This window comes from Bacteroides sp. NGMCC 1.200775 (assembly GCF_040798045.1).
GTDB lineage: Bacteria > Bacteroidota > Bacteroidia > Bacteroidales > Bacteroidaceae > Bacteroides > Bacteroides hominis.
Map to the genome: position 1 here is coordinate 111017 of NZ_JASCQK010000005.1, position 21736 is coordinate 132752.

The 21736-nt window shown below is 39.7% G+C and carries 20 protein-coding genes; 17 read left to right on the forward strand and 3 right to left on the reverse strand.

The features are described from left to right. Positions 1-26: 26 nt before the first annotated feature. On the reverse strand, positions 27-356 hold the full coding sequence (locus tag QK890_RS14255) for a hypothetical protein (protein WP_367627421.1): 330 nt from the start codon (positions 354-356) through the stop codon (positions 27-29). A 330-nt stretch (positions 357-686) separates the two neighbouring features. On the opposite strand from QK890_RS14255, the gene miaB reads away from it, so the two are divergent. The 3 genes from miaB (at position 687) to QK890_RS14270 (ending at position 5772) form a co-directional block, all read left to right on the forward strand. Further along, positions 687-2060: a tRNA (N6-isopentenyl adenosine(37)-C2)-methylthiotransferase MiaB gene (gene miaB, locus QK890_RS14260; protein WP_220653937.1), complete on the forward strand. Its 1374-nt coding sequence runs from the start codon at positions 687-689 to the stop codon at positions 2058-2060. Positions 2061-2176: 116 nt separating this feature from the next. Next, positions 2177-3595 carry an alpha-L-fucosidase gene (locus tag QK890_RS14265; protein WP_367627422.1) on the forward strand — a complete coding sequence of 473 codons (1419 nt, stop codon included), beginning with the start codon at positions 2177-2179 and terminating at the stop codon, positions 3593-3595. Positions 3596-3657: 62 nt separating this feature from the next. Further along, positions 3658-5772 carry a glycoside hydrolase family 2 TIM barrel-domain containing protein gene (locus QK890_RS14270; protein ID WP_367627423.1) on the forward strand — a complete coding sequence of 705 codons (2115 nt, stop codon included), beginning with the start codon at positions 3658-3660 and terminating at the stop codon, positions 5770-5772. 84 nt (positions 5773-5856) lie between these two features. On the opposite strand, the gene QK890_RS14275 is transcribed toward QK890_RS14270, so the two are convergent. Then, the gene (locus QK890_RS14275) at positions 5857-6636 is read right to left on the reverse strand and encodes a helix-turn-helix domain-containing protein (RefSeq protein WP_367627424.1); all 780 of its coding nucleotides are present in this window, start codon (positions 6634-6636) and stop codon (positions 5857-5859) included. A 211-nt stretch (positions 6637-6847) separates the two neighbouring features. After that, on the reverse strand, positions 6848-7582 hold the full coding sequence (locus tag QK890_RS14280) for a sensor histidine kinase (protein ID WP_367627425.1): 735 nt from the start codon (positions 7580-7582) through the stop codon (positions 6848-6850). 961 nt (positions 7583-8543) lie between these two features. Between QK890_RS14280 and QK890_RS14285 the strand changes: the two genes are divergently transcribed. The 14 genes from QK890_RS14285 (at position 8544) to truB (ending at position 21736) form a co-directional block, all read left to right on the forward strand. Then, positions 8544-9761, forward strand: a complete 1218-nt coding sequence (locus QK890_RS14285) for a winged helix-turn-helix domain-containing protein (RefSeq protein WP_220576167.1) — start codon at positions 8544-8546, stop codon at positions 9759-9761. A gap of 104 nt (positions 9762-9865) precedes the next feature. Further along, complete coding sequence (locus QK890_RS14290; RefSeq protein ID WP_367627426.1) at positions 9866-10105, forward strand: NVEALA domain-containing protein; 240 nt, start codon at positions 9866-9868, stop codon at positions 10103-10105. Between the two features lie 168 nt (positions 10106-10273). Then, the gene (locus QK890_RS14295; RefSeq protein WP_220576168.1) at positions 10274-11341 is read left to right on the forward strand and encodes a BF3164 family lipoprotein; all 1068 of its coding nucleotides are present in this window, start codon (positions 10274-10276) and stop codon (positions 11339-11341) included. A gap of 475 nt (positions 11342-11816) precedes the next feature. Then, positions 11817-13166 carry a hypothetical protein gene (locus QK890_RS14300; protein ID WP_367627427.1) on the forward strand — a complete coding sequence of 450 codons (1350 nt, stop codon included), beginning with the start codon at positions 11817-11819 and terminating at the stop codon, positions 13164-13166. A gap of 76 nt (positions 13167-13242) precedes the next feature. Then, positions 13243-13476: an NVEALA domain-containing protein gene (locus QK890_RS14305; protein ID WP_005797070.1), complete on the forward strand. Its 234-nt coding sequence runs from the start codon at positions 13243-13245 to the stop codon at positions 13474-13476. 231 nt (positions 13477-13707) lie between these two features. Further along, positions 13708-13959: an NVEALA domain-containing protein gene (locus tag QK890_RS14310; RefSeq protein ID WP_367627428.1), complete on the forward strand. Its 252-nt coding sequence runs from the start codon at positions 13708-13710 to the stop codon at positions 13957-13959. A 115-nt stretch (positions 13960-14074) separates the two neighbouring features. Beyond that, on the forward strand, positions 14075-15073 hold the full coding sequence (locus tag QK890_RS14315; protein ID WP_367627429.1) for a 6-bladed beta-propeller: 999 nt from the start codon (positions 14075-14077) through the stop codon (positions 15071-15073). Positions 15074-15102: 29 nt separating this feature from the next. Then, the gene (locus QK890_RS14320) at positions 15103-15963 is read left to right on the forward strand and encodes a DUF1573 domain-containing protein (protein ID WP_250713186.1); all 861 of its coding nucleotides are present in this window, start codon (positions 15103-15105) and stop codon (positions 15961-15963) included. A gap of 57 nt (positions 15964-16020) precedes the next feature. Further along, a complete protein-coding gene (locus tag QK890_RS14325; RefSeq protein ID WP_367627430.1) occupies positions 16021-18015 on the forward strand; it encodes a hypothetical protein in 1995 nt (664 codons plus the stop codon). Between the two features lie 149 nt (positions 18016-18164). Beyond that, positions 18165-19064 (forward strand): class I SAM-dependent methyltransferase, encoded by a 900-nt coding sequence (locus QK890_RS14330; RefSeq protein ID WP_367627431.1) that lies wholly within the window; start codon positions 18165-18167, stop codon positions 19062-19064. Continuing rightward, a complete protein-coding gene (locus QK890_RS14335; RefSeq protein ID WP_005812419.1) occupies positions 19064-19945 on the forward strand; it encodes an ABC transporter permease in 882 nt (293 codons plus the stop codon). The genes QK890_RS14330 and QK890_RS14335 overlap by 1 nt, the downstream gene beginning before the upstream one ends. A 41-nt stretch (positions 19946-19986) precedes the next feature. Further along, positions 19987-20220: a DUF3098 domain-containing protein gene (locus QK890_RS14340; protein WP_005812418.1), complete on the forward strand. Its 234-nt coding sequence runs from the start codon at positions 19987-19989 to the stop codon at positions 20218-20220. Positions 20221-20226: 6 nt separating this feature from the next. Beyond that, positions 20227-21027, forward strand: coding sequence for an undecaprenyl-diphosphate phosphatase (locus tag QK890_RS14345; protein ID WP_367627432.1), 801 nt, complete (start codon positions 20227-20229; stop codon positions 21025-21027). Between the two features lie 7 nt (positions 21028-21034). Next, on the forward strand, positions 21035-21736 hold the full coding sequence (gene truB, locus QK890_RS14350) for a tRNA pseudouridine(55) synthase TruB (protein WP_005812404.1): 702 nt from the start codon (positions 21035-21037) through the stop codon (positions 21734-21736).

The following is a 21736-nucleotide window of genomic DNA, read 5'->3' on the forward strand; positions in this document are numbered from 1 at the left end:
ATTATTTTCGTGTTAGGAATAATCTTTCAATATTTTCTATTCAGAATTTCGGACCAGATAATGGCTTTTCGGGCTTCTTCAGCCGAGCGAATGGTAAATTCCGGATCATCTGTCGGGGATGTTTCCATTTTCGGAGGAATTGTTTTATTTTTCTTCACTTCCGCTTTCGGAGGGAGCGGTTGGGAACGGAATGTTTGATGTTTTCGCGGTGTTTGAAGGACTTCGGCCTCTTCCGTATCCGGAATGGGTACGAAAGTTTTTTGGGCAGATCTTTCCGTTTTGCTCTTTTTGATCTGTCTGATAAGAGGTAATGCGAAAACAGCCATAATGACGAGGACTTTTAAAATATCATCCATAGTACTTTTATTTTCTACAGTCCGCCAAAGTTATACATTTAATCTGATTGATACCAATATTTTGGCATGAAAAAAGGGCAGCTTCACAGCTCCCCTTAATTTTTTTAACCTAAACCTTAACTATGAAAAAATCTAATGTTTCTTTCATTGCACAAATGTGTGAAATAAAATTAATAGTGCCAAATCCTTACGCCATAAATGTTTGTTCTATTAACATAAATTATCCTTTTGCCTCTGAATCGATAAGCAAAAGTGTTATTTTGGTTTCATTTCACAACTTTTTGAGGATGAAGCTGTATCTTTGCAGGTACAAATTTAAATTCTGAATTTATGAACGAATTGACGGGAGCGGACTTTAAATCCGCAACTGCTGATGACAACAAGAAGTTGTTTATCGAGACTTATGGCTGCCAGATGAATGTGGCCGATAGTGAAGTAATTGCCTCTGTGATGCAAATGGCTGGTTATTCGGTTGCCGAAACGCTGGAAGATGCTGATGCGGTATTTATGAATACTTGCTCTATCCGTGACAATGCCGAGCAGAAGATTCTGAATCGTCTGGAGTTTTTTCATTCGATGAAGAAAAAGAAGAAGCATCTGATTGTAGGCGTGTTGGGATGTATGGCCGAGCGAGTGAAAGATGATTTGATTGAACATCATCATGTAGATCTTGTAGTGGGGCCGGATGCTTATTTGACTCTTCCGGAACTGATCGCTTCTGTGGAAGCGGGTGAGAAGGCAATGAATGTAGAGCTTTCGACTACGGAAACCTATCGGGATGTGATTCCTTCACGTATCTGCGGTAACCATATCTCCGGATTTGTATCCATCATGCGTGGTTGCAATAACTTCTGCACCTATTGTATAGTGCCTTACACCCGTGGTCGTGAACGCAGCCGGGATGTGGAAAGTATTCTGAACGAAGTGGCCGATCTGGTATCAAAAGGTTACAAAGAGATTACTTTGTTGGGGCAGAATGTAAACTCTTATCGTTTTGAGAAGGAGGGAGGAGAAGTGGTTACCTTCCCAATGTTGCTTCGTGCGGTAGCTGAGGCGGCGCCGGATGTACGTGTCCGTTTCACAACTTCGCATCCCAAAGATATGAGTGATGAAACTTTGGAGGTGATTGCACAAGTGCCTAATGTATGTAAACACATTCACCTTCCCGTGCAAAGCGGTAGCTCGCGCATTCTTAAGTTGATGAATCGTAAATATACGCGTGAATGGTATCTGGATCGTGTATCGGCTATTAAGCGTATTGTCCCCGATTGCGGGCTTACTACGGATATATTCTCCGGTTTCCACTCCGAGACAGAGGAAGATCATCAGGAGTCACTTTCGCTGATGGAGGCTTGTGGCTATGATGCGGCATTTATGTTTAAATATTCCGAGCGTCCCGGTACTTATGCATCTAAACATCTGGAAGACAATGTTCCCGAGGAGGTAAAAGTCCGTCGTCTGAATGAAATAATTGCTTTGCAGAATCGTTTGTCTGCTGAATCCAATACCCGCTGTATCGGAAAGACCTATGAAGTATTGGTAGAAGGTGTTTCGAAACGTTCGCGCGATCAGTTGTTCGGCCGTACCGAGCAGAACAGGGTGGTTGTATTCGATCGTGGTACTCACCGGATAGGCGATTTTGTGAACGTAAGAATTACGGAAGCCAGCTCTGCCACGCTGAAAGGTGAAGAAGTTTTCGGATAATCCGTAGTTTTGCATATAAAATAAAAGGTGTAGTCATTGAGAACGTATGGCTACACCTTGTTTGTTATATGGCTACAATGTTTTATCTTTGTGCGTACCTTAGAAAATAGAACACCATGAAGAACAAACTATTTATTTTAATTGCACTCTGCATTTCAATCCATGTTTTAGCTCAAGAACCTAAAAAGGAAATTCCTTTAAAATATGGTGCCACTAACATCGGCAAGCGTCAGGACGAAGCTATGAAGCGGTTTCGCGACAATCGTTTGGGAGAATTTATTCACTGGGGACTGTATGCCATTCCCGGTGGCGAATGGAAAGGTAAAGTATATAATGGAGCTGCCGAATGGCTCAAGTCGTGGGCTCAAGTTCCTGCTTCTGAATGGCTGGGGCTGATGAAACAATGGAATCCGGTAAAATTTGATGCACGCCAATGGGCGAGAATGGCCAAAGAGATGGGAGTAAAATACGTCAAGATAACAACGAAACATCACGAAGGATTCTGTCTCTGGCCGAGTCGGTATAGTGAATATACCGTAGCGCAGACTCCATCTAAGAAAGATATCTTAGGCGAGTTGGTAAAAGCCTACAATGATGAAGGTATCGACGTGCATTTCTACTTTTCGGTAATGGATTGGAGCCATCCGGATTATCGTTATGAGATTTCATCGAAAGAAGATAGCGTTGCTTTCAGCCGTTTTCTCACTTTCACCGATAATCAGTTGAAGGAATTGGCTACCCGCTATCCGACGGTTAAGGACTTTTGGTTCGACGGCACTTGGGATGCAAGTATTAAGAAGAATGGTTGGTGGACGGCTCATGTAGAGCAGATGTTGAAGAATCTTGTGCCGGGGGTCACTGTCAATAGCCGACTTCGTGCCGATGATTATGGCAAGAGACACTTCGATAGCAATGGCTGTCTTATGGGAGATTATGAATCGGGGTACGAACGTCGTCTTCCTGATCCGATGGAGGACTTGCAGGTGACTAAATGGGATTGGGAAGCTTGTATGACCCTTCCCGAAAATCAGTGGGGATATCATAAGGATTGGTCGCTGAGTTATGTCAAGACTCCGGTAGAAGTAATCGACCGTATTGTGCATGCTGTATCGATGGGAGGGAATATGGTAGTCAATTTCGGTCCTCAGGCCGATGGTGATTTCCGTTCGGAAGAGAAGGAGTTGGCTGTAGCTTTGGGTAAATGGATGAAGAAGTATGGTGAGTGTATTTATGGCTGTGGCTATGCCGGATGGGATAAACGAGACTGGGGATACTATACCCGTAAAGGTCAAGAGATTTATATGGTTGTATTCAATTGTCCCTATTCGGGTTTCCTTGATGTAAAGGTTCCGAAAGGCACAAAAATAGAGAAAGCCGCTTTACCGGACGGACAGGAACTGAAGGTTGTCGAGACCACCCGGAATGAATATAATGTAGCTATGCCTTCGCTAAATCCGGGAGAACCCTTTATAATCAAATTGCAAATTAAAGAAACTTCCGCTACGACAGACAAGTACCGGGATGCATTGACATAGTAGAATTTCCTTATCTGTGCGTTCACCCGCAAAAAGGTGACCAATCATTAAAATAAAATATTATGAGAAAACTATCTTATTTAATTATTGCATGCTTATGCCTGTGCAGTAGTATTTTTCCCTTGATGGCACGACAGGTTACCGCATTCAATACCGACTGGCAATTTAAGAAAGGTCCTTTTGCAGCCGATCCGATGCGGGCTGCTTCACAATGGGACGGAAAGTGGGAGACTGTTGAGATTCCACATACCTGGAATGCCGAGGATATGCAAGTTCAATCGGGCTCTTTCTATGAAGGGGTGGGTTACTATCGGAAAACACAGTTTTTTCCTCAAGATTTGAAAGATAAACGTATATTTCTGCGTTTCGAAGGAGTAGGGGCTTGTTCGGAAGTATACGTCAATGGAAAATTGGTCGGCACTCACAAGGGTGGCTACTCTGCTTTTGCCTGTGAAATAGGTACGGTCCTTCAGTTCGGAACAGAGAACGAGATCGTTGTTAAAGCCGACAATAAGGCCCGTCCCGACGTAATTCCGGTCAATCAGAATCTTTTCGGAGTATATGGTGGTATTTACCGTCCCGTATGGCTGATTGTAACTGAGCAGAATAACATTACGGTTACCGATTGTGCCTCTCCGGGTGTTTATATTACCCAAAAGAATGTTTCAAAAAAGTCAGCCGATATAACTGTGAAGGTAAAATTGGATAATGCCGGGCTCCAACCTGCTGCTTTGACTCTTGAAAATGCTATTTATACGCAGGATGGGCGTAAAGTGAGTGTACACAGCCAGTCGTTCGACCTGACTCCGCAAGGAACACAGACCTATACATCTACTTTTAAGATAAAAGATCCGCACCTCTGGCACGGACGCAAAGATCCCTATCTCTATAAGGTTGTCTGCAAGCTGATGGCAGATGGAAAAGTAATTGACGAGGTGGTGCAACCTCTTGGTGTGCGTAAATATGAGATTGTGGCCGGGAAAGGTTTTTTTCTGAATGGAGAAAAGTATCCGATGTATGGCGTAACCCGCCATCAGGACTGGTGGGGACTGGGCAGTGCGCTTAAGAATGAACATCATGACTTCGATCTGGCTACAATAATGGATGTGGGGGCTACTACTGTCCGTTTTGCCCACTACCAACAGTCAGATTATCTCTACTCCCGTTGTGATACACTGGGACTGATTATCTGGGCCGAAATACCTTGTGTAAACCGGGTGACCGGATACGAAGCGGAAAATGCCCAAAGCCAGCTTCGTGAACTGATCCGTCAAAGCTTCAATCACCCTTCTATTTACGTATGGGGGCTTCATAACGAAGTATATCAGCCTCATGAATATACAGCTGCCTTGACCCAATCTCTTCATGATCTTGCTAAGACGGAAGATCCGGATCGTTATACCGTTTCGGTCAATGGATACGGACATATGGAACATCCGGTCAATTTGAATGCGGATATACAGGGTATGAACCGTTATTTCGGTTGGTACGAGAAGAAGATACAGGATATCAAGCCTTGGGTAGAACAACTTGAAAAAGAATATCCTTATCAGAAGCTGATGTTGACTGAATATGGTGCCGATGCCAACTTGGCCCATCAAACCGAATATTTGGGTGACGCCCTCAATTGGGGCAAGCCGTTCTATCCGGAAACATTCCAGACTAAGACACACGAATATCAGTGGAGTGTCATCAAAGACCATCCATATATCATCGCTTCTTATCTTTGGAATATGTTTGATTTTGCCGTACCGATGTGGACACGTGGCGGTGTTCCCGCACGTAATATGAAAGGACTGGTTACCTTTGACCGTAAAATAAAGAAAGACTCTTATTTCTGGTACAAGGCCAACTGGAGTGAGAATCCGGTTCTTTATCTCACGCAACGTCGTAATGTCGATCGTGAAAAACGAATGACTACCGTTACTGTCTATTCTAATATCGGGACTCCTAAAGTATATCTGAATGGAAAAGAACTGAGCGGTATTCGCAAAGGATATACCGATGTGCATTACATCTTCGATAATGTGGTACTTGCTGATGGGAAAAATGTTCTGAAAGCTGTAGCCGCAATCAAAGGAAAGGAGTATACCGATGAAATCGTATGGAACTATTCCGGTGAGAAAAACCGGGAAGTAGATTCTTATGAGAATAAGAATGAACATTCAGGTTTTTGATAATAGATTTGTCCCACGTACCCGGGCTTATGAGCCCAGGTATGCGTGACGAGATCATGAGAAGGTTATAAACCCTTACGGGCATTATAAAATCTCTTTGATATAGCGCGTAGGCGGCACTTTATAGAACTTCTTGAATCTTGCTCCGAAATATTTAGCATCGCAAAAGCCTAAATAGGTTGCTATTTCTGTAACGGTGTATTTTTGTGTAACCAGTAAAATTTTGGCTTTATTCATTTTAAAATAATACATGTACTCTGCAGGTGCTTTATCTGTAATCTCTTTTAATTTAGTATAGAATGTAGTACGGCACATTCCCATATCGGCGCTTAACATGTCGACCGTATAATTGTCTGATGAGAGATTCTTTTCCAGAAGCTTATTTACTTTATCCATAAATAGGGTGTTCTCTTCACTCTTCGCAGTTGTCTCAGGGAGGTCGGCAGGCAAATTGGTTTCCAGAAGCTGTTTGATACGTTTATGCTTATTTATAAGTACTTGTATATCCGCTTTAAGCCTGCAAATACTGATTGCACGTGGTGCCAATTTATCTACTCCACAATGGATATGGGTGAGATAACTCCTATTATCATTGAAGTTCATCAGGAGAATGGCGGGAGTTTGAACCATGCTGGCATTTGATTTTATCCGGGAATAAATTTCTTTTCCGCCTATACCGTTCACTATTTCATCAATAATGATAATATCTGGTGTTCGCTGACCGGAGAAATTGGATAAACGTTCCGGATTATTAAGAATAGTTATCCGGAAGAGGGTTGAGAGGGCTTCATTTAAGTAGCTGCTCAACTCATTGTCTGACATGACTAACAGTACGTGTGACCTATTTTTATCAGAACGGCCCATCTTGCCATCTTTTATGGTAGGAATTTCCACTTCCGGACATTGGATTGTATTGCAGCAACCGTTTATGGGAACGATAACTTGAAAAGTAATAATTCGCCTATGGCAATCCCCGATTAATTTTCCACCATGTAAGCGGATTATCTTCTTTATGATTTGAAGATTCCCACAGTGGTATATCAACATAAGGGCAGAGAGTAGAGAAAGTAACTTTTTATTGTCCTGTTTGCATTCTGGTCCATTGGTAATCCGGAGGCTCCAATGGGTTGTTCAGGTGCGACACGTTCATATTAATGCAACCTTTGCAAGGTGTGGCATCGATTATTTTACTCAACAGGCATTGTAAGGCTGCAGTCATGGTAATTTCGTCTACCCGGCAACTGATATAGCCGAAATCTTTGCTGACGTTTAATTGTATCTGGCGAGTATTGGCATAACTCTGGCATTGATTGGTGATTGAGGTAATGAAAGTGTAAAGTTCAAACTCAATGGGAGAACCAGGATATATTTCATTCTCTATATTGCTGAATATTCCAATATTCTGGTAGCTGTTCATGATGTGGCTGGTGTAGCCAAGCACTCGCTTTAACTTTTGAGATGTAGGTTCAGGAAGGTTGTCAGAGGCGATTTCTTCCAGTAAGTGATGCATCAGAGTCAGTGGGGTTTGAGTTTTATGAGCTATGTTTTGAACAATGCCCAGTTTTTCGTGGGAAAAGAGTTTCGTGTTATACATGATTCTATAACGTATCATGAGAACAATAAACAACCCTATTACCAAACCCTCAATCGGGTATACCCATGACATCTGCCATAAGAAAGCAGGTATAAAAGTAGCTGTTTGGTACTGACTTGTAAGGTCGAGTTGTACATCGGTTTGCATACAAGGACATACATCATTAAATTGTGTGTCCAATAAGATCAACTGTAAAAATAGAATAACTGGTTCCATAACTGTATTTAGATAATTATTAATTTTGTTTTCATAGTTAAACCATCATTTTTTCAAACTTCTTTTTTGGGGGGAATTCCCAATTAGTCGTTGGTGCTGCAATTATAGGGCTTTTTGTACAGCTTGATTGGGTATAATCTTTTAAAAGATATGGGTAATATCTGGTAACGGATTTTAATGTATATATTTACGATTGTTTTAGACTTTGTCGTATGGAGGGGATTTTATAGTTGTGAGGTAATCAGGTTTATTTTCATGATCTATGCTTCACTTATCAGATTTTGCCCGCTTATTATTTATATTTAGATACTGATTGGTTACATAAAAAATGGTAGAAATAACTCCCGGGGATAAAAATAACTCCTGGCTACATACTTTATGGTACCTTCTGATAGTGGAATAATCGTAATGCCAGAATAGCTCCCTTTATGTTTGCAGATGCTTTTATGAATGTTTTGTTGTTTTTAAATATTTGATATTTAGACGGTTGTTGAATGTCGAGATCTTTTCCTTAGACAATTTTTTTGTTTTATACATTGAGTTGGGGGAGAGTGAGGCTGTTAAAACAATATTACCCTAACACCCAGCCTCGATTTCTTATCTGTTAATTGTATGTGCTTCTTTTAATTAAAAAGAATGTATTACTTTTTATTACCTGTTAATAGGTTGGTTTTTAATAATGTGATGGTATGTAATAAATTGTAATGCGTTGAAATGGACGTATTATGTCAAAATTTCTTTTTTAGCCTAATCGTTAAATTATTTTAGAATTTAATATGGGAAATGCCGTGAAATCAATAATCTTTTGATTATTGTTGTTTGAGGTAAACATTTAGGGTTCTATTTTTTATATCAATAATCGGGCGATTGTATGTTTATCCTCTGTTAATCAGTGAAATTGGTAGTGAGATTTTGAGATAATATTGTAAAGTATTACATTTGTTTGCAAAAACAAACTACGATGAAACGCTCTAGATTATTTTTATGGATTTTGGGTATAATAATGCAAGCATTTTTGGTCAGCATTCATTTCTATCAGAAAAATGTGGAGGCAATGCGCACCGAATCGGAAGACCTTTTAGTAGAAGTGCTCGAGAAAGAGTTGCACAGAAAGCAGCAAGAGTTGAATCTGTTTTATGTTTCTAGAGTAGTAGTCGATACGGTTCCTTTGATAATTCGTGTTACGACAAGTGAAGGAGTTAAGTCTTATACCGTGGACGCAAAGAAAAGCAAAATGAATATTTCACAAAATATGGCAGAGCGGTCTTGGCATTCAGTTGTCTGCACAAAAAGTTGCCTATCTACAGACACTTTACAACAACTTTGGAATAAAGTACTCAAAAGACATAAAATCTTGGCTAAAACCGATGTACACATATCAATAACTCATTTGGATAATACTATCTCCCATTTTAAATGTAAGAATTGCAATGACCTTTGTTCTGGGACACACAAAATTACTTTTTATGTAGGTAATAGATGTGAACTTGAGATTATTGGTTTCTGGTCCTATTCATGGTGGGCTGTATATCAATATGATAGTATTCCATTTGAAGTAATAGGGATTGTGGCAGCCGCTCTTATCATTATTTTCTGTGGTTGGTATCTGGTGAAGAAGTATATAACTAAAATCCGAAATGATAAAAGACGTTTAGCTAATGATCGGGATCGTGAAAGAAAAGTTCGAATACAATTGGAAAAGGATCAGAAAAGGTTGGAGGCAAAACAAAGAGAATATGAAAAACGGATTAAAGACCTTTCAGCAAGAGGCGAAGAGCGTGAAGAAGAACGAAAAAATATGGAGAAAATACTGAAAGAGTATGAGATACAAATTCAAAAGCTTAAAGAATTAAGAGAGTCCGGGAAAGAACCATTACTTTATATATTGAGTCCGAAGGTCACTTTTGATTCTTATGCAAAGTTATTAATTTGTGGTGATCAAACAATTCCGCTTACTTCACAGGCCTGTAGACTTTTGGATGCTTTTCTGAATGCTCCTGAATATATTTTAACCTACGAAGAGTTATTGGAATGTTTGTGGAAAGATGGTAGTGGAGGCATGGTTCGTTTGCGTGTAGCTATTTCTCGTTTGCGTATTGTGTTGAGTGTAGATCCTGAGATTACTGTTTTTCAGAGGGATATTGATAAATATCAATTAGTACTGCCGGAAAAGGAATAATTTAGGGAATCTTTTATACTATGTAATAAATTGTAATGCAATATATGATATTTTATTAAGTAATGGCTTTTAACTTTGCAGTGAATAATTAAAACATATATCTTATGAAAATGAAGAACTATTTGAAAGCAACTTTTCTTTTGGTTGCTATCGTCTCGATTTGGTATTTAAAACCGGTGCAGAAATTTCAGGATGTAGATCTTCTTTTATTGCAGAATGTAGAAGCTTTGGCAAGTGGAGAAGAATCTTCGCAAACTCATTGTTATGGACGCGGATCAGTAGATTGTCCTGTTAGTCATGACAAGGTCGATATTGTATATGACGCATACAGTATAGGAGATTAAAGCAGTATTCAGTATTTAATCTTTGAAGATGAATTTATCAAAGGGAGTGGAAGTATTTCTATTCCCTTTAAAACAGGCAAATCAGTCACTTCCTAAAGGACTTTAAAGTAGAAACCTTTAGGTCTGAAAGCTAAGTAAAGCTTTTAGTCCGCCTAAAATCGGATGCTTATGAATAAAAATGTCAGTGTATTAATCTTAATAGGGATTATTCTTTGGGGATGTCATCCGGCAAAAGAGAAGGTTGAGTTTTCAAATGAAGTTATTTGTAGCGATAGCATATCACGGGAACTGGTTGTTTTAAATGATACGTTTTTATTTTCGTATCCTTTGCAAATAGAACTTATAGACTCAATGCTACTGGTGTTGGATAATGTTAATAATAACTTCTTTCATCTGTTTACTCTAAAGGGAGTACCTGTAAAATCATTTGGAGAAAAAGGTCAGGGACCTGCTGATTTTATAAATGTGGGGGCATTCAATTTATCTGAAGATGGAAAAAACATGTATGCATACGATTCTTCAATGCGTAAAATAGTGAAATATGATGTCTCTTCTTTTTTAAAAGATTCATTGAAATCTGAAGTTATGCAAGTGAATTATGGTAGCTTGCCACACTCTGAGGTACCCACAATAATCTATGATATGCTTTCTCTTAAAGATTCGGATTTTCTTGTAAAAGCGAACCATAAGGATCTTCGGTTTGGATTATTAAAAGATGGAAAGATTACTCAATTATACAATTCTTTCTCTGATTGTTTAAATACAAATAATGAAGAAGAAGTATGGTCGGTTTTCTGTAGTAATACCAAAACCAAGTTAAAACCGGACAGGACGAAGATGTTGAATGCGACCTATCTGGGAGGGATCTTGGAGCTATTTGACTTGGACGAAAATTGTCGTTTGTCATTGAATAAAACGCTTTATATTTACGAACCTAAATATGGTATTGCTGAAGGAGCAATTCCGGCGTATGTAGTTTCCAATGAAACGACTCAGATTGGTTTCGAAGATGTATATGCAACAAATAATAGTATTTATGCATTATTGCATAATAGAGGAAACGAAGCTTTACCTTCAGAGATTACTGTATTTAGTTGGCAAGGACTTCCAACAAGTAAAATTAAGGCTAACCATGGTCTTGTAAATATAGCTGTGGATGAGAAAAACAATCTAATCTATGTAATTGCGGAAAGTGAACAGAATGCTTATGAACTGTCTTGCTTATCTTTAAATTGATATGTATTCTACAATTTTCAAGAATAAAGCAAGCTGTCTATAAACGGTTTTCCGCTTAAATAGATTCACTACGGGGTGATGCTACTAAAAAACAGAAAGAAGTTAAGAAACCAATCTTAAAACGGCAAATCACTTTACTAAAAGCTCTAAAACGCGAGAGGTAAACTTGCTTAGGTCAGTAATTAAAGTTCATCTTAGCACGCAAGATGTACATCTTACGCGCCAAGATACATATCTTGCGCCTTAAGATGCGTATCTTGGCTGTCAAGATGAACTTAGACTGTATGAAGAAAATATTTTTCTAAGAATCATAAGATACCTTAATCTGCATCTTGTGGAATTTTTTGAGAAGAAAGACTACCTTTGTAAGTAAAATGGGTTGAATAGTGATATGTCTTTATTTAAAAGAAATATCAACTTGTTTTTAATTTAGAATTTTGTCTTAAAGCATTACTTTCTACTTAAAGGTATTGAAATGAAATATATTAGATTGTTGTTATCTATTGGAGTCATAGTGTTATTGGCATTCCTGATTAGTTATTATTTCTTTCAAAGGAATAAGAAGTTGATGCGTATAAAGGCAGAAAACCTATTTACACAAGTGTTGAAAGATGAAATGAAAAAGAAAGGGGAAGAATTGGATTTATTTTATTCTTTTTCAGGGATATCAAGTGACACGGTTTCTTTAACTGTTTTGATTATGACCGAAACCGGATCCAGACAGTATAAAGTGGATGTTGCGAAGAGCCGGAAAAATCTTTCTCAGATATCGAGAGAACGTTCATTACACTCTGTTATTTGTTCCGAGAAGCAGCTATCTCCCATGACTTTGAGCCAGACCTGGGCGGATAGCCTGCAAACACAACATATTCTGGCAAGAGTTGCGATAGAAATAGTAACTACAGACTTGGAAAATAGGACCTTATATAGAAAAAGCCAAACTGTCAATCTGTCTCCAGAGTTGAAGTTTGTTGTTTATTTGGGGGAAAGATGTGAAATAGAGGTTTCTGGTTTTTTATTTTATACTTGGTGGTCGGTTTGTAGATATCATTTCTTTCCATTTGGGGTGATCGTTGGTATGACTTTGTGTTTGATTGTTTTTTTGATCTATTTGTTTAGGGTGAGAAAGCACTTGTTTAAAACACAGTCTGAGCGTTGGCTGTTAGCGGAGAAGCTAAAAAGAAGGGAAGAAAAATTAGTAGAGTTAGCGAGTATACGGGATCAATATGCGCACCAGATTGAAGTGCAGCGATCTGACGCTCGGGAGAAGGACATATTGTTGAAGGATCTGGAGCAAAAGTTGAAAGAGTGCGAAGATCAGATAGCCGATTTAAATAAGTCAAAAGAAAAATTAGTAGAGTTAGCGAGTATACGGGATCAATATGCGCACCAGATTGAAATGCAGCGATCTGATGCTCGGGAAAAGGACATGCTGTTGAAGGATCTGGAGCAAAAGTCAAAGGTGTACGAAGGGCAAATAGCGGAATTAAACAAGGCAAAAGAACTGTTGGGAACAAAATCCTTGATCTATAAATTGAGTCCTATACTGACCTTTGATGCATATAAAAAGATATTGGTGTGTAATGGGGAAATAATTCCACTTAATCTTCAGTCCTCTACTCTCTTGCTGGCTTTCTTAAACGCTACTGATTGTCAATTGACACGTGAAGAAATCGAGAAGTGTTTATCCGGAAGGAGCCGGGAGTGCCTCCGGACGGCTAAGCATCGTTTATCTAAGGTACTTCAAATCGATCCTTCTATTTCTATTGTTCAGCACAACAGAGATCTTTTTCAGCTGCAACTGCCGGAAATTGAGGCCTTGTAACGCTTTGTAACGCGGCAAATGATGATGATATGAAAAACATAGTTTATGTTTGCATACATTTTAAACGCATATAGACATGAAAAACACTTTAAAAATAGCTATTCTTCTTATTGCTATTATTTCTATGGGGCATTGGATGCCTGTAAAACAAGTTTGTGATTTAAATTCTTTATCACTTCAAAATGTAGAAGCTTTGGCTAACGGAGAAACTCCTAATTATACTTTTTGTATTGGTGCGGGTTCTGTGGATTGCCCAATTCAACATGATAAAGTGAAGTATGTGAGCCAAGGATTTAGTTTGGATTATTAGAAATATTAACTTGGTTATCCGGGAGTGGAACGATCTACGTCCTGGGAAAAGTCTTAGAATCGTCCACTCCCGGATAACCTTTAAAAAAGGAGATTGCCCGGCACAAAAATAGCGAAAAATTCATTGGAATGAGTAAATGTAGCATTTACTTTTTCTACGGAGGAGGTGGCTTCCCGAAAGAGAGACACGACAAATAAGAAAATTATTAACCTCGTAAAAAATATGTAAGTTATGAGTAAGAAGATTTTTGCGGTCCTGATAGTCGCTGTAGTCGCAATTTTTGCAGGTTACAATATATATCAGTCACAGAGAGCGGAAATAACAATGTCGGATTTGGCAATGGCTAATGTGGAAGCGTTGGCAAGTAGCTCAGAGAATGATCCTGATTATAATCCAGATTGTCCTAATGGGTGTCTGAGTGATGGTGATGGTTGTCATTGTTATCATAATTATTCTGATTATAGAGAGAAAAAATGGAAATAACTTTTTGTAATTTGCTAAAAGTCATTTGAAGTCACTTGTGTCATATATAGAGAATCTGAATACCATTTTAGTGGTATTCAGATTCTCTATATTGTTAGATTAATTAAACGATCTTATGAATAAACTATTATATTTTATGTTGTTGTTGCTTGTCTTTAGTTGTACCTCAAATAGCGGTGTAGAGAGGTATCAGCGTAGTCGTGGTAATGTATTTAATGTGAGTAATGATATAAAAGAGATTGTAATTGATAATCCGTTGATAGGGAGAGTTGTTAGGCTAAACCTTATTGATGATTATTTAATTGTAAGTGATCACACATCGTATGATACTTTGATTTATCTTTTTAATAAAAATGATTTTAGTTATGTTGTTGGTACCGGGTATTTAGGAGAAGGTCCGAACGAGATTACAAATATGGGAAATATAGTAGTGGATGAAGTTCACCATAAAATTCATGTTCCAGATCTTGGTAAAATGAAGATACTTTGTTACGATTTGGATAGTTTACTTACTAATCGATCTTATCTTCCTGAAATTAAGACGAATATTGGGGGAGCGCAATTTCCAGATAGATATGCGTATTTAGATGATACTTTATGTATTGCCCGTATTATAACGAAAATAAAAGGAGCGTCGTTTCAACAGTCTTTAGCTCGTTGGAATATGATTACTGGCGAAATGATTCCGATGAAATATGCCCACCCTGAGGTTGAGCGAAAGCGTGCTATGTTTGCCGTATCTACGGAAAAAGATTTGATAGTGGAGACTTATAATCATCATGACTTAATGACGATTTGTAATATGAATGGTGATCTGAAATATAACATTTATGGTCCATATTGGGATAATCGGATGAGTAATAGTATTCATTATTATGGCAAAGTAGTCATTTATAGGGATAAGATTGTCGTGGCTTATTCTGGTGGTGATACTATGACTGCATATGAACCTACATGCTTTATTGTTTTTGACTTAGACGGTAATTATATCAAAACGATAGAAACCGGACATAAGATACAGGATTATTGTGTTGATAGTCAGAATAATAGGATTGTCATGGCCTTGGTTGATGAGTTCCAATTCGCTTATTTGGATTTGGATGGGCTCTTATAGTAGAATAAATACTTTAATATATTTTAAAAATGAAATATACGTTGGTTGTGTATATTCTTTTCCTTTCTTCCTGTGTGGGTACTTCAAGAAAGGATATGGAGGTGTTGGTAGAAGAATGGATGCATAAGGAGATTATATTCCCCAATAACATTATTTTTACTATTCAAGGAAGAGATACTATTGAATTTTCAAATTTAAATGGATTTAAAATAATCAATTATGTAGATTCAACGGGGTGTACACTTTGTAAGATGCGGTTGACCAATTGGGCTCATTTTATGAGAGAGGTTGATTCAGTAAGTACGGACTCTGTTCAGTTTTTATTCTTTTTCTCTCCGAAAAATGAAAGAGATCTGCGGTATGCTTTGAAAGTAGATCATTTTAAATACCCTGTATGCATTGATCAATTGGATACTTTAAATAAATTAAACCATTTTCCAGATGATACAAGGTTTCAAACTTTTTTGCTTGATGGGAATAATCAGGTAGTGGCTATTGGTAACCCTGTTAATAGTGAAAAAATTAAATATATATATTTGAACATTCTTTCTGGAAAGAAGAGTATAGCATCTCGAAAACAGTTACAGACAGAAGTCATTGTTTCTGAGACTCTCATTGATATTGGAGAATTCTCATCAGAGAAAGTTCAGTATTGCACTTTTACTTTGCAGAATACTGGTAAAGGCTTGCTAGTCATTGATGACGTAAATACTTCTTGTGGTTGTACTTCAGTAGAGTTTTCAAAAGAGCCCGTTGAGCCAGGGGGCTCATTGGATATGGTTGTGACTTATAAAGCAGATCATCCGGAGCATTTTAATAAAACTATTACGGTATATTGTAATGCTTCTACTTCTCCTTTGCAGTTGAAAATAATAGGAAATGCCAAGTAATTTAAGATAGGCCAAAGGTAATATAGCTTTTTGTTTGACTAACATTAGTATTATTAGATGTTTTTACGATTCCGTATACTATATATATGCATTGGGTTAGGCTTATTCTGGTTTGTTTCGTCGTGCGGGGGGCAGGGCAGACAAGTGGAGGAAGCCTTATCCCTTTCGGGCAATAATCGTAATGAACTTGAAGCGGTGCTGAAGCATTATGAAGGAGATGACCGGAAGCTGGAAGCAGCACGCTTCTTGATTGGCAATATGCCCGGAAGTTATGGAGCTAATCCGATAGTAGAGCAGGATTGTTCTGCTTTTTATGAGGCTTATGATTCATTGGGACAAAAGTATGGCTATCGGGTAGGAACGGAATGGGGGAAACAGGTAGATAGTCTTTGGAAAGATTTTAGTAATCGACATCGGGTGAGGCAGGAACTTAACTATGATATTACCCGCATGAAGGCGGAAGATTTAATCCGGGAAATTGATCTGGCATTTCGGGCATGGGTGGAGAATGTGCATTCAAGAAACTGTTCGTTTGAAGACTTTTGTGAGTATATACTGCCTTATAGGCGACAGAATGGCTTATCGATTGACAATGCACGCCGGGAGTTCAACAAACGGCATCAGGGAAAGTATTTTGTGAAAGAGGGAAAGGATTGGCAACAAGAGATCGATTCGTTGTTATACGAATATAAGTATCTGACTCATTCCGGTTTTTGGGGGACGAAGATTCCGATATGGAATGCGGCGACTTTTGAGAAGATGCGTCATGGGTTATGTGCACAGCGCTGTTGGTATAACTCTTTGTTATTATCATCGTTGGGGATTCCGGTTGCCATTGACTTTGTCCCGGCATGGGGAAACCGAAATAATTCGCATACCTGGAATGTGGTGCTAATAGACGGGGAATCGCATGCTTTTGAGGCGTTTTGGGATAATGATCGCTGGAAATATAAGCGGATTTATAATAACCGGGATGATGATGAGCTTTGGGGAAGATTCCGCCTTCCGAAGGTATACAGATATACCTACTCAAATCATATTGAAGGACCGTTGGCAGATGTAGAGGTGGATAAAGCTGATATTCCGGAGCTATTTCGTAGTGTGAAAAAGGTGGATGTTTCTTCGGAGTATTTTGAAACGGCCGACGTAACGGTGGAGTTGACAGGTGAGGCGCCTCAAGGGGTGAAATATGCTTATTTGGCTGTGTTCGGATATCAGGACTGGCACCCTGTGCAGTGGGCAAAGATAGAAAACGGGAGGGCTGTCTTTCGGGAAATGGGTAAGGACATGGTTTATTTACCCGTTTATTACAAGCGGGGGGGATTATTGCCCGCAGCAGAACCTTTCAGATTGCGGAATGACGGAACGATGGAGAAGCTGAGCGGAAATGAAGAAACAGAGGAGGTTGCCGTGAGGATGGTGACGGGAGCGCCGGCTTATGATCAGAATAGGGAATATCTGGGGTGTATGAAAGGAAGCCGGATAGTAGGATTACTTGATGGAAAATCAGAAGAGGAACTATGCAGATGGACGGACTCGCTGGCTCTGCAGCCGGTTGTACGGAAGGTGTCCGCACGATTACCTTACCGCTTTGTGAGGTTATTATTACCGTCGGATAGCATTGCTTTGGGGGAGCTTTCTTTTTATACGGAAGAAGGACGGATCGGGAATGTGAGGATAATTACTCCGATGAGGGCTACCGGAAGGAATGAAGTGCCCGGGATGATAACCGATGGTTTGGGGGCGACGGGCTATCGAGGCAGGGTGGCAGAAAGGCTGGTAGATATAGATCTGGGAAAAGAGTATATGGTTAGTCATATTGGAATGACTTCTTACCTGAAAACACAATTGTTCTGTCCGGATGAATTTGAGTTAAGATATTGGAACAATGGTTGGAAGACTGTGGAGCGTAAGCAAGCCGATCATAAAGGGTATCTTGTATTTGAGAAAGTACCCCGGGGAGCATTGTTGATGTTGAAGAACTGCCGCTGGAAAGGAAAGACGGCGGAGCGTATATTTACTTATGAAAAAGGAGATGTGAAGTGGGAATGATTGCTATGAACGAACAGTTGCCTTGCCATTATTGTTAAACCTCCTTAAGGAAATGCCTATCCGTCACTTTTTATTTGTTATTTTGCACCAAATTCGGGTGGAGTGTGTCCTGACGTTTCGGGGTACGCTTAAATATGCAGATAAAACCAATGAATAAACTCACTATAAATGCCTGTCCGCTATGTGGGAGCACACATTTGAAATGTGCTATGACCTGTACTGATTTTTATGCCTCCGGTGAACAGTTTGACTTGTACACCTGCGAAGATTGCGGATTTACTTTTACACAAGGAGTCCCGGTAGAGGCGGAGATAGGCAGATATTACGAAACACCTGATTATATTTCCCATTCGGACACGAAGAAAGGTGCCATGAATGCCATTTACCATCATGTACGTCAGTATATGCTTGGTCGTAAGGCACGTTTGGTCATGAAAGAGTCGCATCGTAAAACCGGTAGAATATTGGATATTGGTACGGGAACAGGTTATTTTGCCCATACGATGCAGAATAGGGGATGGGAAGTGGAGTCCGTGGAAAAGAGTGTGCAGGCCCGTGGGTTTGCCCGCGAACATTTCGGATTGGATGTAAAGCCGGAGTCTGCATTGAAAGGGTTCGTTTCCGGTTCTTTTGATGTGATTACGCTGTGGCATGTTATGGAACATTTGGAGCATCTGGATGAAACGTGGGAGTTGTTGCGCGAATTATTGACCGAGAAAGGTGTCTTGATAGTGGCTGTGCCCAATTGTTCGTCATACGATGCAATGAAATATGGGAAATATTGGGCTGCTTATGATGTACCCCGTCATTTATGGCATTTTACGCCTGCCACGATTCAGCAGTTTGGGTCGAAACATGGATTTATCCTGGCAGCCCGTCATCCGATGCCATTCGATGCTTTTTATGTGTCGATGCTGACTGAGAAACATAAAGGGAGTGCTTACTCTTTTGCAAAAGGTATGTGGACCGGATCGGCGGCTTGGTTGAGTGCTCAGGCCAAAAAGGAACGAAGCAGTTCAATGATTTATGTATTCAGAAAGAAACGCTGATGAAGAGTAAAAGCAGAAATAACGCTGTGTCATATTTTGATATGCAGTTCATAACTTCCAGCATCAGTACCACGTTGGTATTGCTGTTACTGGGGCTTGTGGTGTTCTTTGTGTTGGCAGCCAATAACTTGTCTGTTTATGTACGCGAAAATATAAATTTCTCTGTATTGATCAGCGATGATATGAAAGAAACGGATATTCTGAAGCTTCAGAAACGGCTGAATAATGAACCTTTCGTGAAAGAGACGGAATATATTTCAAAGAAACAAGCATTGAAAGAGCAGACCGAGGCTATGGGCACCGATCCGCAAGAGTTTTTAGGGTATAATCCGTTTACGGCCTCAATAGAGATTAAATTGCATTCTGATTATGCGAACTCTGACAGTATCGCGAAGATTGAGAAATTGATTAAAAGGAATACCAACATACAAGATGTGTTATATCAGAAAGATCTGATTGACGCGGTCAATGAAAACATACGTAACATCAGCTTGGTGCTGCTGGGATTGGCCATTATGCTGACATTTATCTCTTTCGCGCTGATTAATAATACGATCCGGCTGGCTATTTATTCAAAACGCTTCCTGATTCATACTATGAAACTGGTGGGAGCAAGCTGGGGATTTATCCGTCGGCCATTTTTGAAAAGAAATATATGGAGTGGGGTTTTAGCTGCTTTTATTGCAGATACAATCCTGATGGGAGCCGCTTATTGGCTTGTGTCGTACGAGCCGGAATTAATTCGGGTGATTACACCTGAAGTCATGTTGTTGGTATCGGGTGCAGTACTGGTATTCGGAGTGGTCATCACTTTCTTATGTGCTTATCTTTCTATTAATAAATATCTGAGAATGAAAGCAAGCACGCTGTACTACGTGTAGTTCCGGATTTATAGATGTAAATAAATTAATTGTAAATAACAATGGGTGATAAACAGAAATTTGCCTTCGATAAAACGAACTTCATTTTGCTTGCCATCGGCATGGCAGTGGTTATCTTGGGTTTTATCCTGATGACAGGACCTTCATCGTCGGAAGCGGTGTTTCAGGCGGATATTTTCAGTGTGAGAAGAATTAAAGTGGCTCCGGTGGTTTGCTTCCTGGGTTTTATCTTTATGATATATGGCGTAATGCGCAAACCTAAAACAAAAGAATAAAACAGGATGGAATGGTTTGAAGCACTGATCCTTGGATTGATTCAGGGACTGACTGAATATTTACCGGTGAGCAGTAGCGGGCATTTGGCTATTGGCTCGGCTTTGTTTCGTATAGAGGGAGAAGAGAATCTGGCATTTACCATTGTAGTACATGTTGCAACCGTGTTCAGTACATTGGTCATTCTCTGGAAAGAAATAGATTGGATATTCCGTGGCCTGTTTAAGTTTAAGATGAACAGCGAAACACGTTATGTGATCAATATTTTAATTTCGATGATTCCTATTGGTATCGTCGGTGTGTTTTTCAAGGATGAAGTTGAGGCTGTTTTCGGTTCGGGATTGCTGATTGTTGGCTGCATGCTGTTGCTTACGGCTGCTTTGCTGTCGTTCTCTTATTATGCAAAACCACGTCAGAAAGAGAACATCTCGATGAAAGACGCGTTTATCATTGGGCTGGCGCAGGCTTGTGCCGTATTGCCGGGACTGTCTCGTTCGGGCAGTACAATTGCTACAGGTTTATTATTAGGTGATAATAAAGCAAAACTGGCGCAATTCTCCTTCCTGATGGTGATACCGCCTATATTGGGAGAAGCTTTGCTGGATGCTATGAAGATGATAAAAGGTGAGGCTATTGCGGGAGATATTCCGGCTTTGTCACTGATAGTGGGTTTTATTGCCGCTTTTGTCTCAGGGTGCCTGGCTTGCAAGTGGATGATTAATATCGTCAAAAAAGGAAAACTGATTTATTTCGCTATTTATTGTGCAATAGCAGGAGTGGTCACCATCGTTGTTTCACAATTGCAATAAGTAACGGATGAATTTTAAAGAAGGAGAAGTACTTTATTTTGATAAACCGTTGGGGTGGACGTCTTTTAAGGTCGTAGGGCATGCCCGGTACCATATTTGCCGACGGATGAAAGTGAAGAAATTGAAGGTGGGGCATGCAGGTACACTCGATCCGCTGGCAACAGGGGTAATGATTGTTTGTACAGGTAAAGCTACCAAGAGAATAGAGGAATTTCAGTATCATACAAAGGAATATATTGCTACCATTCAGTTGGGTGCCACTACTCCATCGTACGATCTGGAACATGAGATTGATGCTACCTATCCTACGGAGCATATCACCCGGGAGTTGGTGGAAGAGACGTTGAAAACATTTGTTGGTGAAATACAGCAAGTGCCTCCGGCATTCTCGGCTTGCAAAGTAGATGGTGCGCGTGCTTATGATTTGGCCCGTAAAGGTCAGGAAGTGGAGTTGAAGCCCAAATTGCTGGTGATTGACGAGATAGAACTGCTGGAATGTAACTTACCGGAAATTAAGATCAGGGTGGTATGCAGCAAGGGAACTTATATCCGTGCATTGGCACGCGACATCGGGGAAGCCTTGCAAAGCGGTGCACATCTGACCGGATTGATACGTACCCGTGTGGGGGAGATAAAGTTGGAGCAATGCCTGGATCCTGCAAAATTTGCAGAATGGATAGATCAGCAGGAAGTTGAGATATCTGATTGA

What these genes read in the sequence shown, in the direction of transcription:
- QK890_RS14255 (WP_367627421.1), bottom strand. Translation starts at nt 356, where the DNA reads ATGGATGATATTTTAAAAGTCCTCGTCATTATGGCTGTTTTCGCATTA.
- miaB (WP_220653937.1), top strand. Translation starts at nt 687, where the DNA reads ATGAACGAATTGACGGGAGCGGACTTTAAATCCGCAACTGCTGATGAC.
- QK890_RS14265 (WP_367627422.1), top strand. Translation starts at nt 2,177, where the DNA reads ATGAAGAACAAACTATTTATTTTAATTGCACTCTGCATTTCAATCCAT.
- QK890_RS14270 (WP_367627423.1), top strand. Translation starts at nt 3,658, where the DNA reads ATGAGAAAACTATCTTATTTAATTATTGCATGCTTATGCCTGTGCAGT.
- QK890_RS14275 (WP_367627424.1), bottom strand. Translation starts at nt 6,636, where the DNA reads ATGGGCCGTTCTGATAAAAATAGGTCACACGTACTGTTAGTCATGTCA.
- QK890_RS14280 (WP_367627425.1), bottom strand. Translation starts at nt 7,582, where the DNA reads ATGGAACCAGTTATTCTATTTTTACAGTTGATCTTATTGGACACACAA.
- QK890_RS14285 (WP_220576167.1), top strand. Translation starts at nt 8,544, where the DNA reads ATGAAACGCTCTAGATTATTTTTATGGATTTTGGGTATAATAATGCAA.
- QK890_RS14290 (WP_367627426.1), top strand. Translation starts at nt 9,866, where the DNA reads ATGAAAATGAAGAACTATTTGAAAGCAACTTTTCTTTTGGTTGCTATC.
- QK890_RS14295 (WP_220576168.1), top strand. Translation starts at nt 10,274, where the DNA reads ATGAATAAAAATGTCAGTGTATTAATCTTAATAGGGATTATTCTTTGG.
- QK890_RS14300 (WP_367627427.1), top strand. Translation starts at nt 11,817, where the DNA reads ATGAAATATATTAGATTGTTGTTATCTATTGGAGTCATAGTGTTATTG.
- QK890_RS14305 (WP_005797070.1), top strand. Translation starts at nt 13,243, where the DNA reads ATGAAAAACACTTTAAAAATAGCTATTCTTCTTATTGCTATTATTTCT.
- QK890_RS14310 (WP_367627428.1), top strand. Translation starts at nt 13,708, where the DNA reads ATGAGTAAGAAGATTTTTGCGGTCCTGATAGTCGCTGTAGTCGCAATT.
- QK890_RS14315 (WP_367627429.1), top strand. Translation starts at nt 14,075, where the DNA reads ATGAATAAACTATTATATTTTATGTTGTTGTTGCTTGTCTTTAGTTGT.
- QK890_RS14320 (WP_250713186.1), top strand. Translation starts at nt 15,103, where the DNA reads ATGAAATATACGTTGGTTGTGTATATTCTTTTCCTTTCTTCCTGTGTG.
- QK890_RS14325 (WP_367627430.1), top strand. Translation starts at nt 16,021, where the DNA reads ATGTTTTTACGATTCCGTATACTATATATATGCATTGGGTTAGGCTTA.
- QK890_RS14330 (WP_367627431.1), top strand. Translation starts at nt 18,165, where the DNA reads ATGAATAAACTCACTATAAATGCCTGTCCGCTATGTGGGAGCACACAT.
- QK890_RS14335 (WP_005812419.1), top strand. Translation starts at nt 19,064, where the DNA reads ATGAAGAGTAAAAGCAGAAATAACGCTGTGTCATATTTTGATATGCAG.
- QK890_RS14340 (WP_005812418.1), top strand. Translation starts at nt 19,987, where the DNA reads ATGGGTGATAAACAGAAATTTGCCTTCGATAAAACGAACTTCATTTTG.
- QK890_RS14345 (WP_367627432.1), top strand. Translation starts at nt 20,227, where the DNA reads ATGGAATGGTTTGAAGCACTGATCCTTGGATTGATTCAGGGACTGACT.
- truB (WP_005812404.1), top strand. Translation starts at nt 21,035, where the DNA reads ATGAATTTTAAAGAAGGAGAAGTACTTTATTTTGATAAACCGTTGGGG.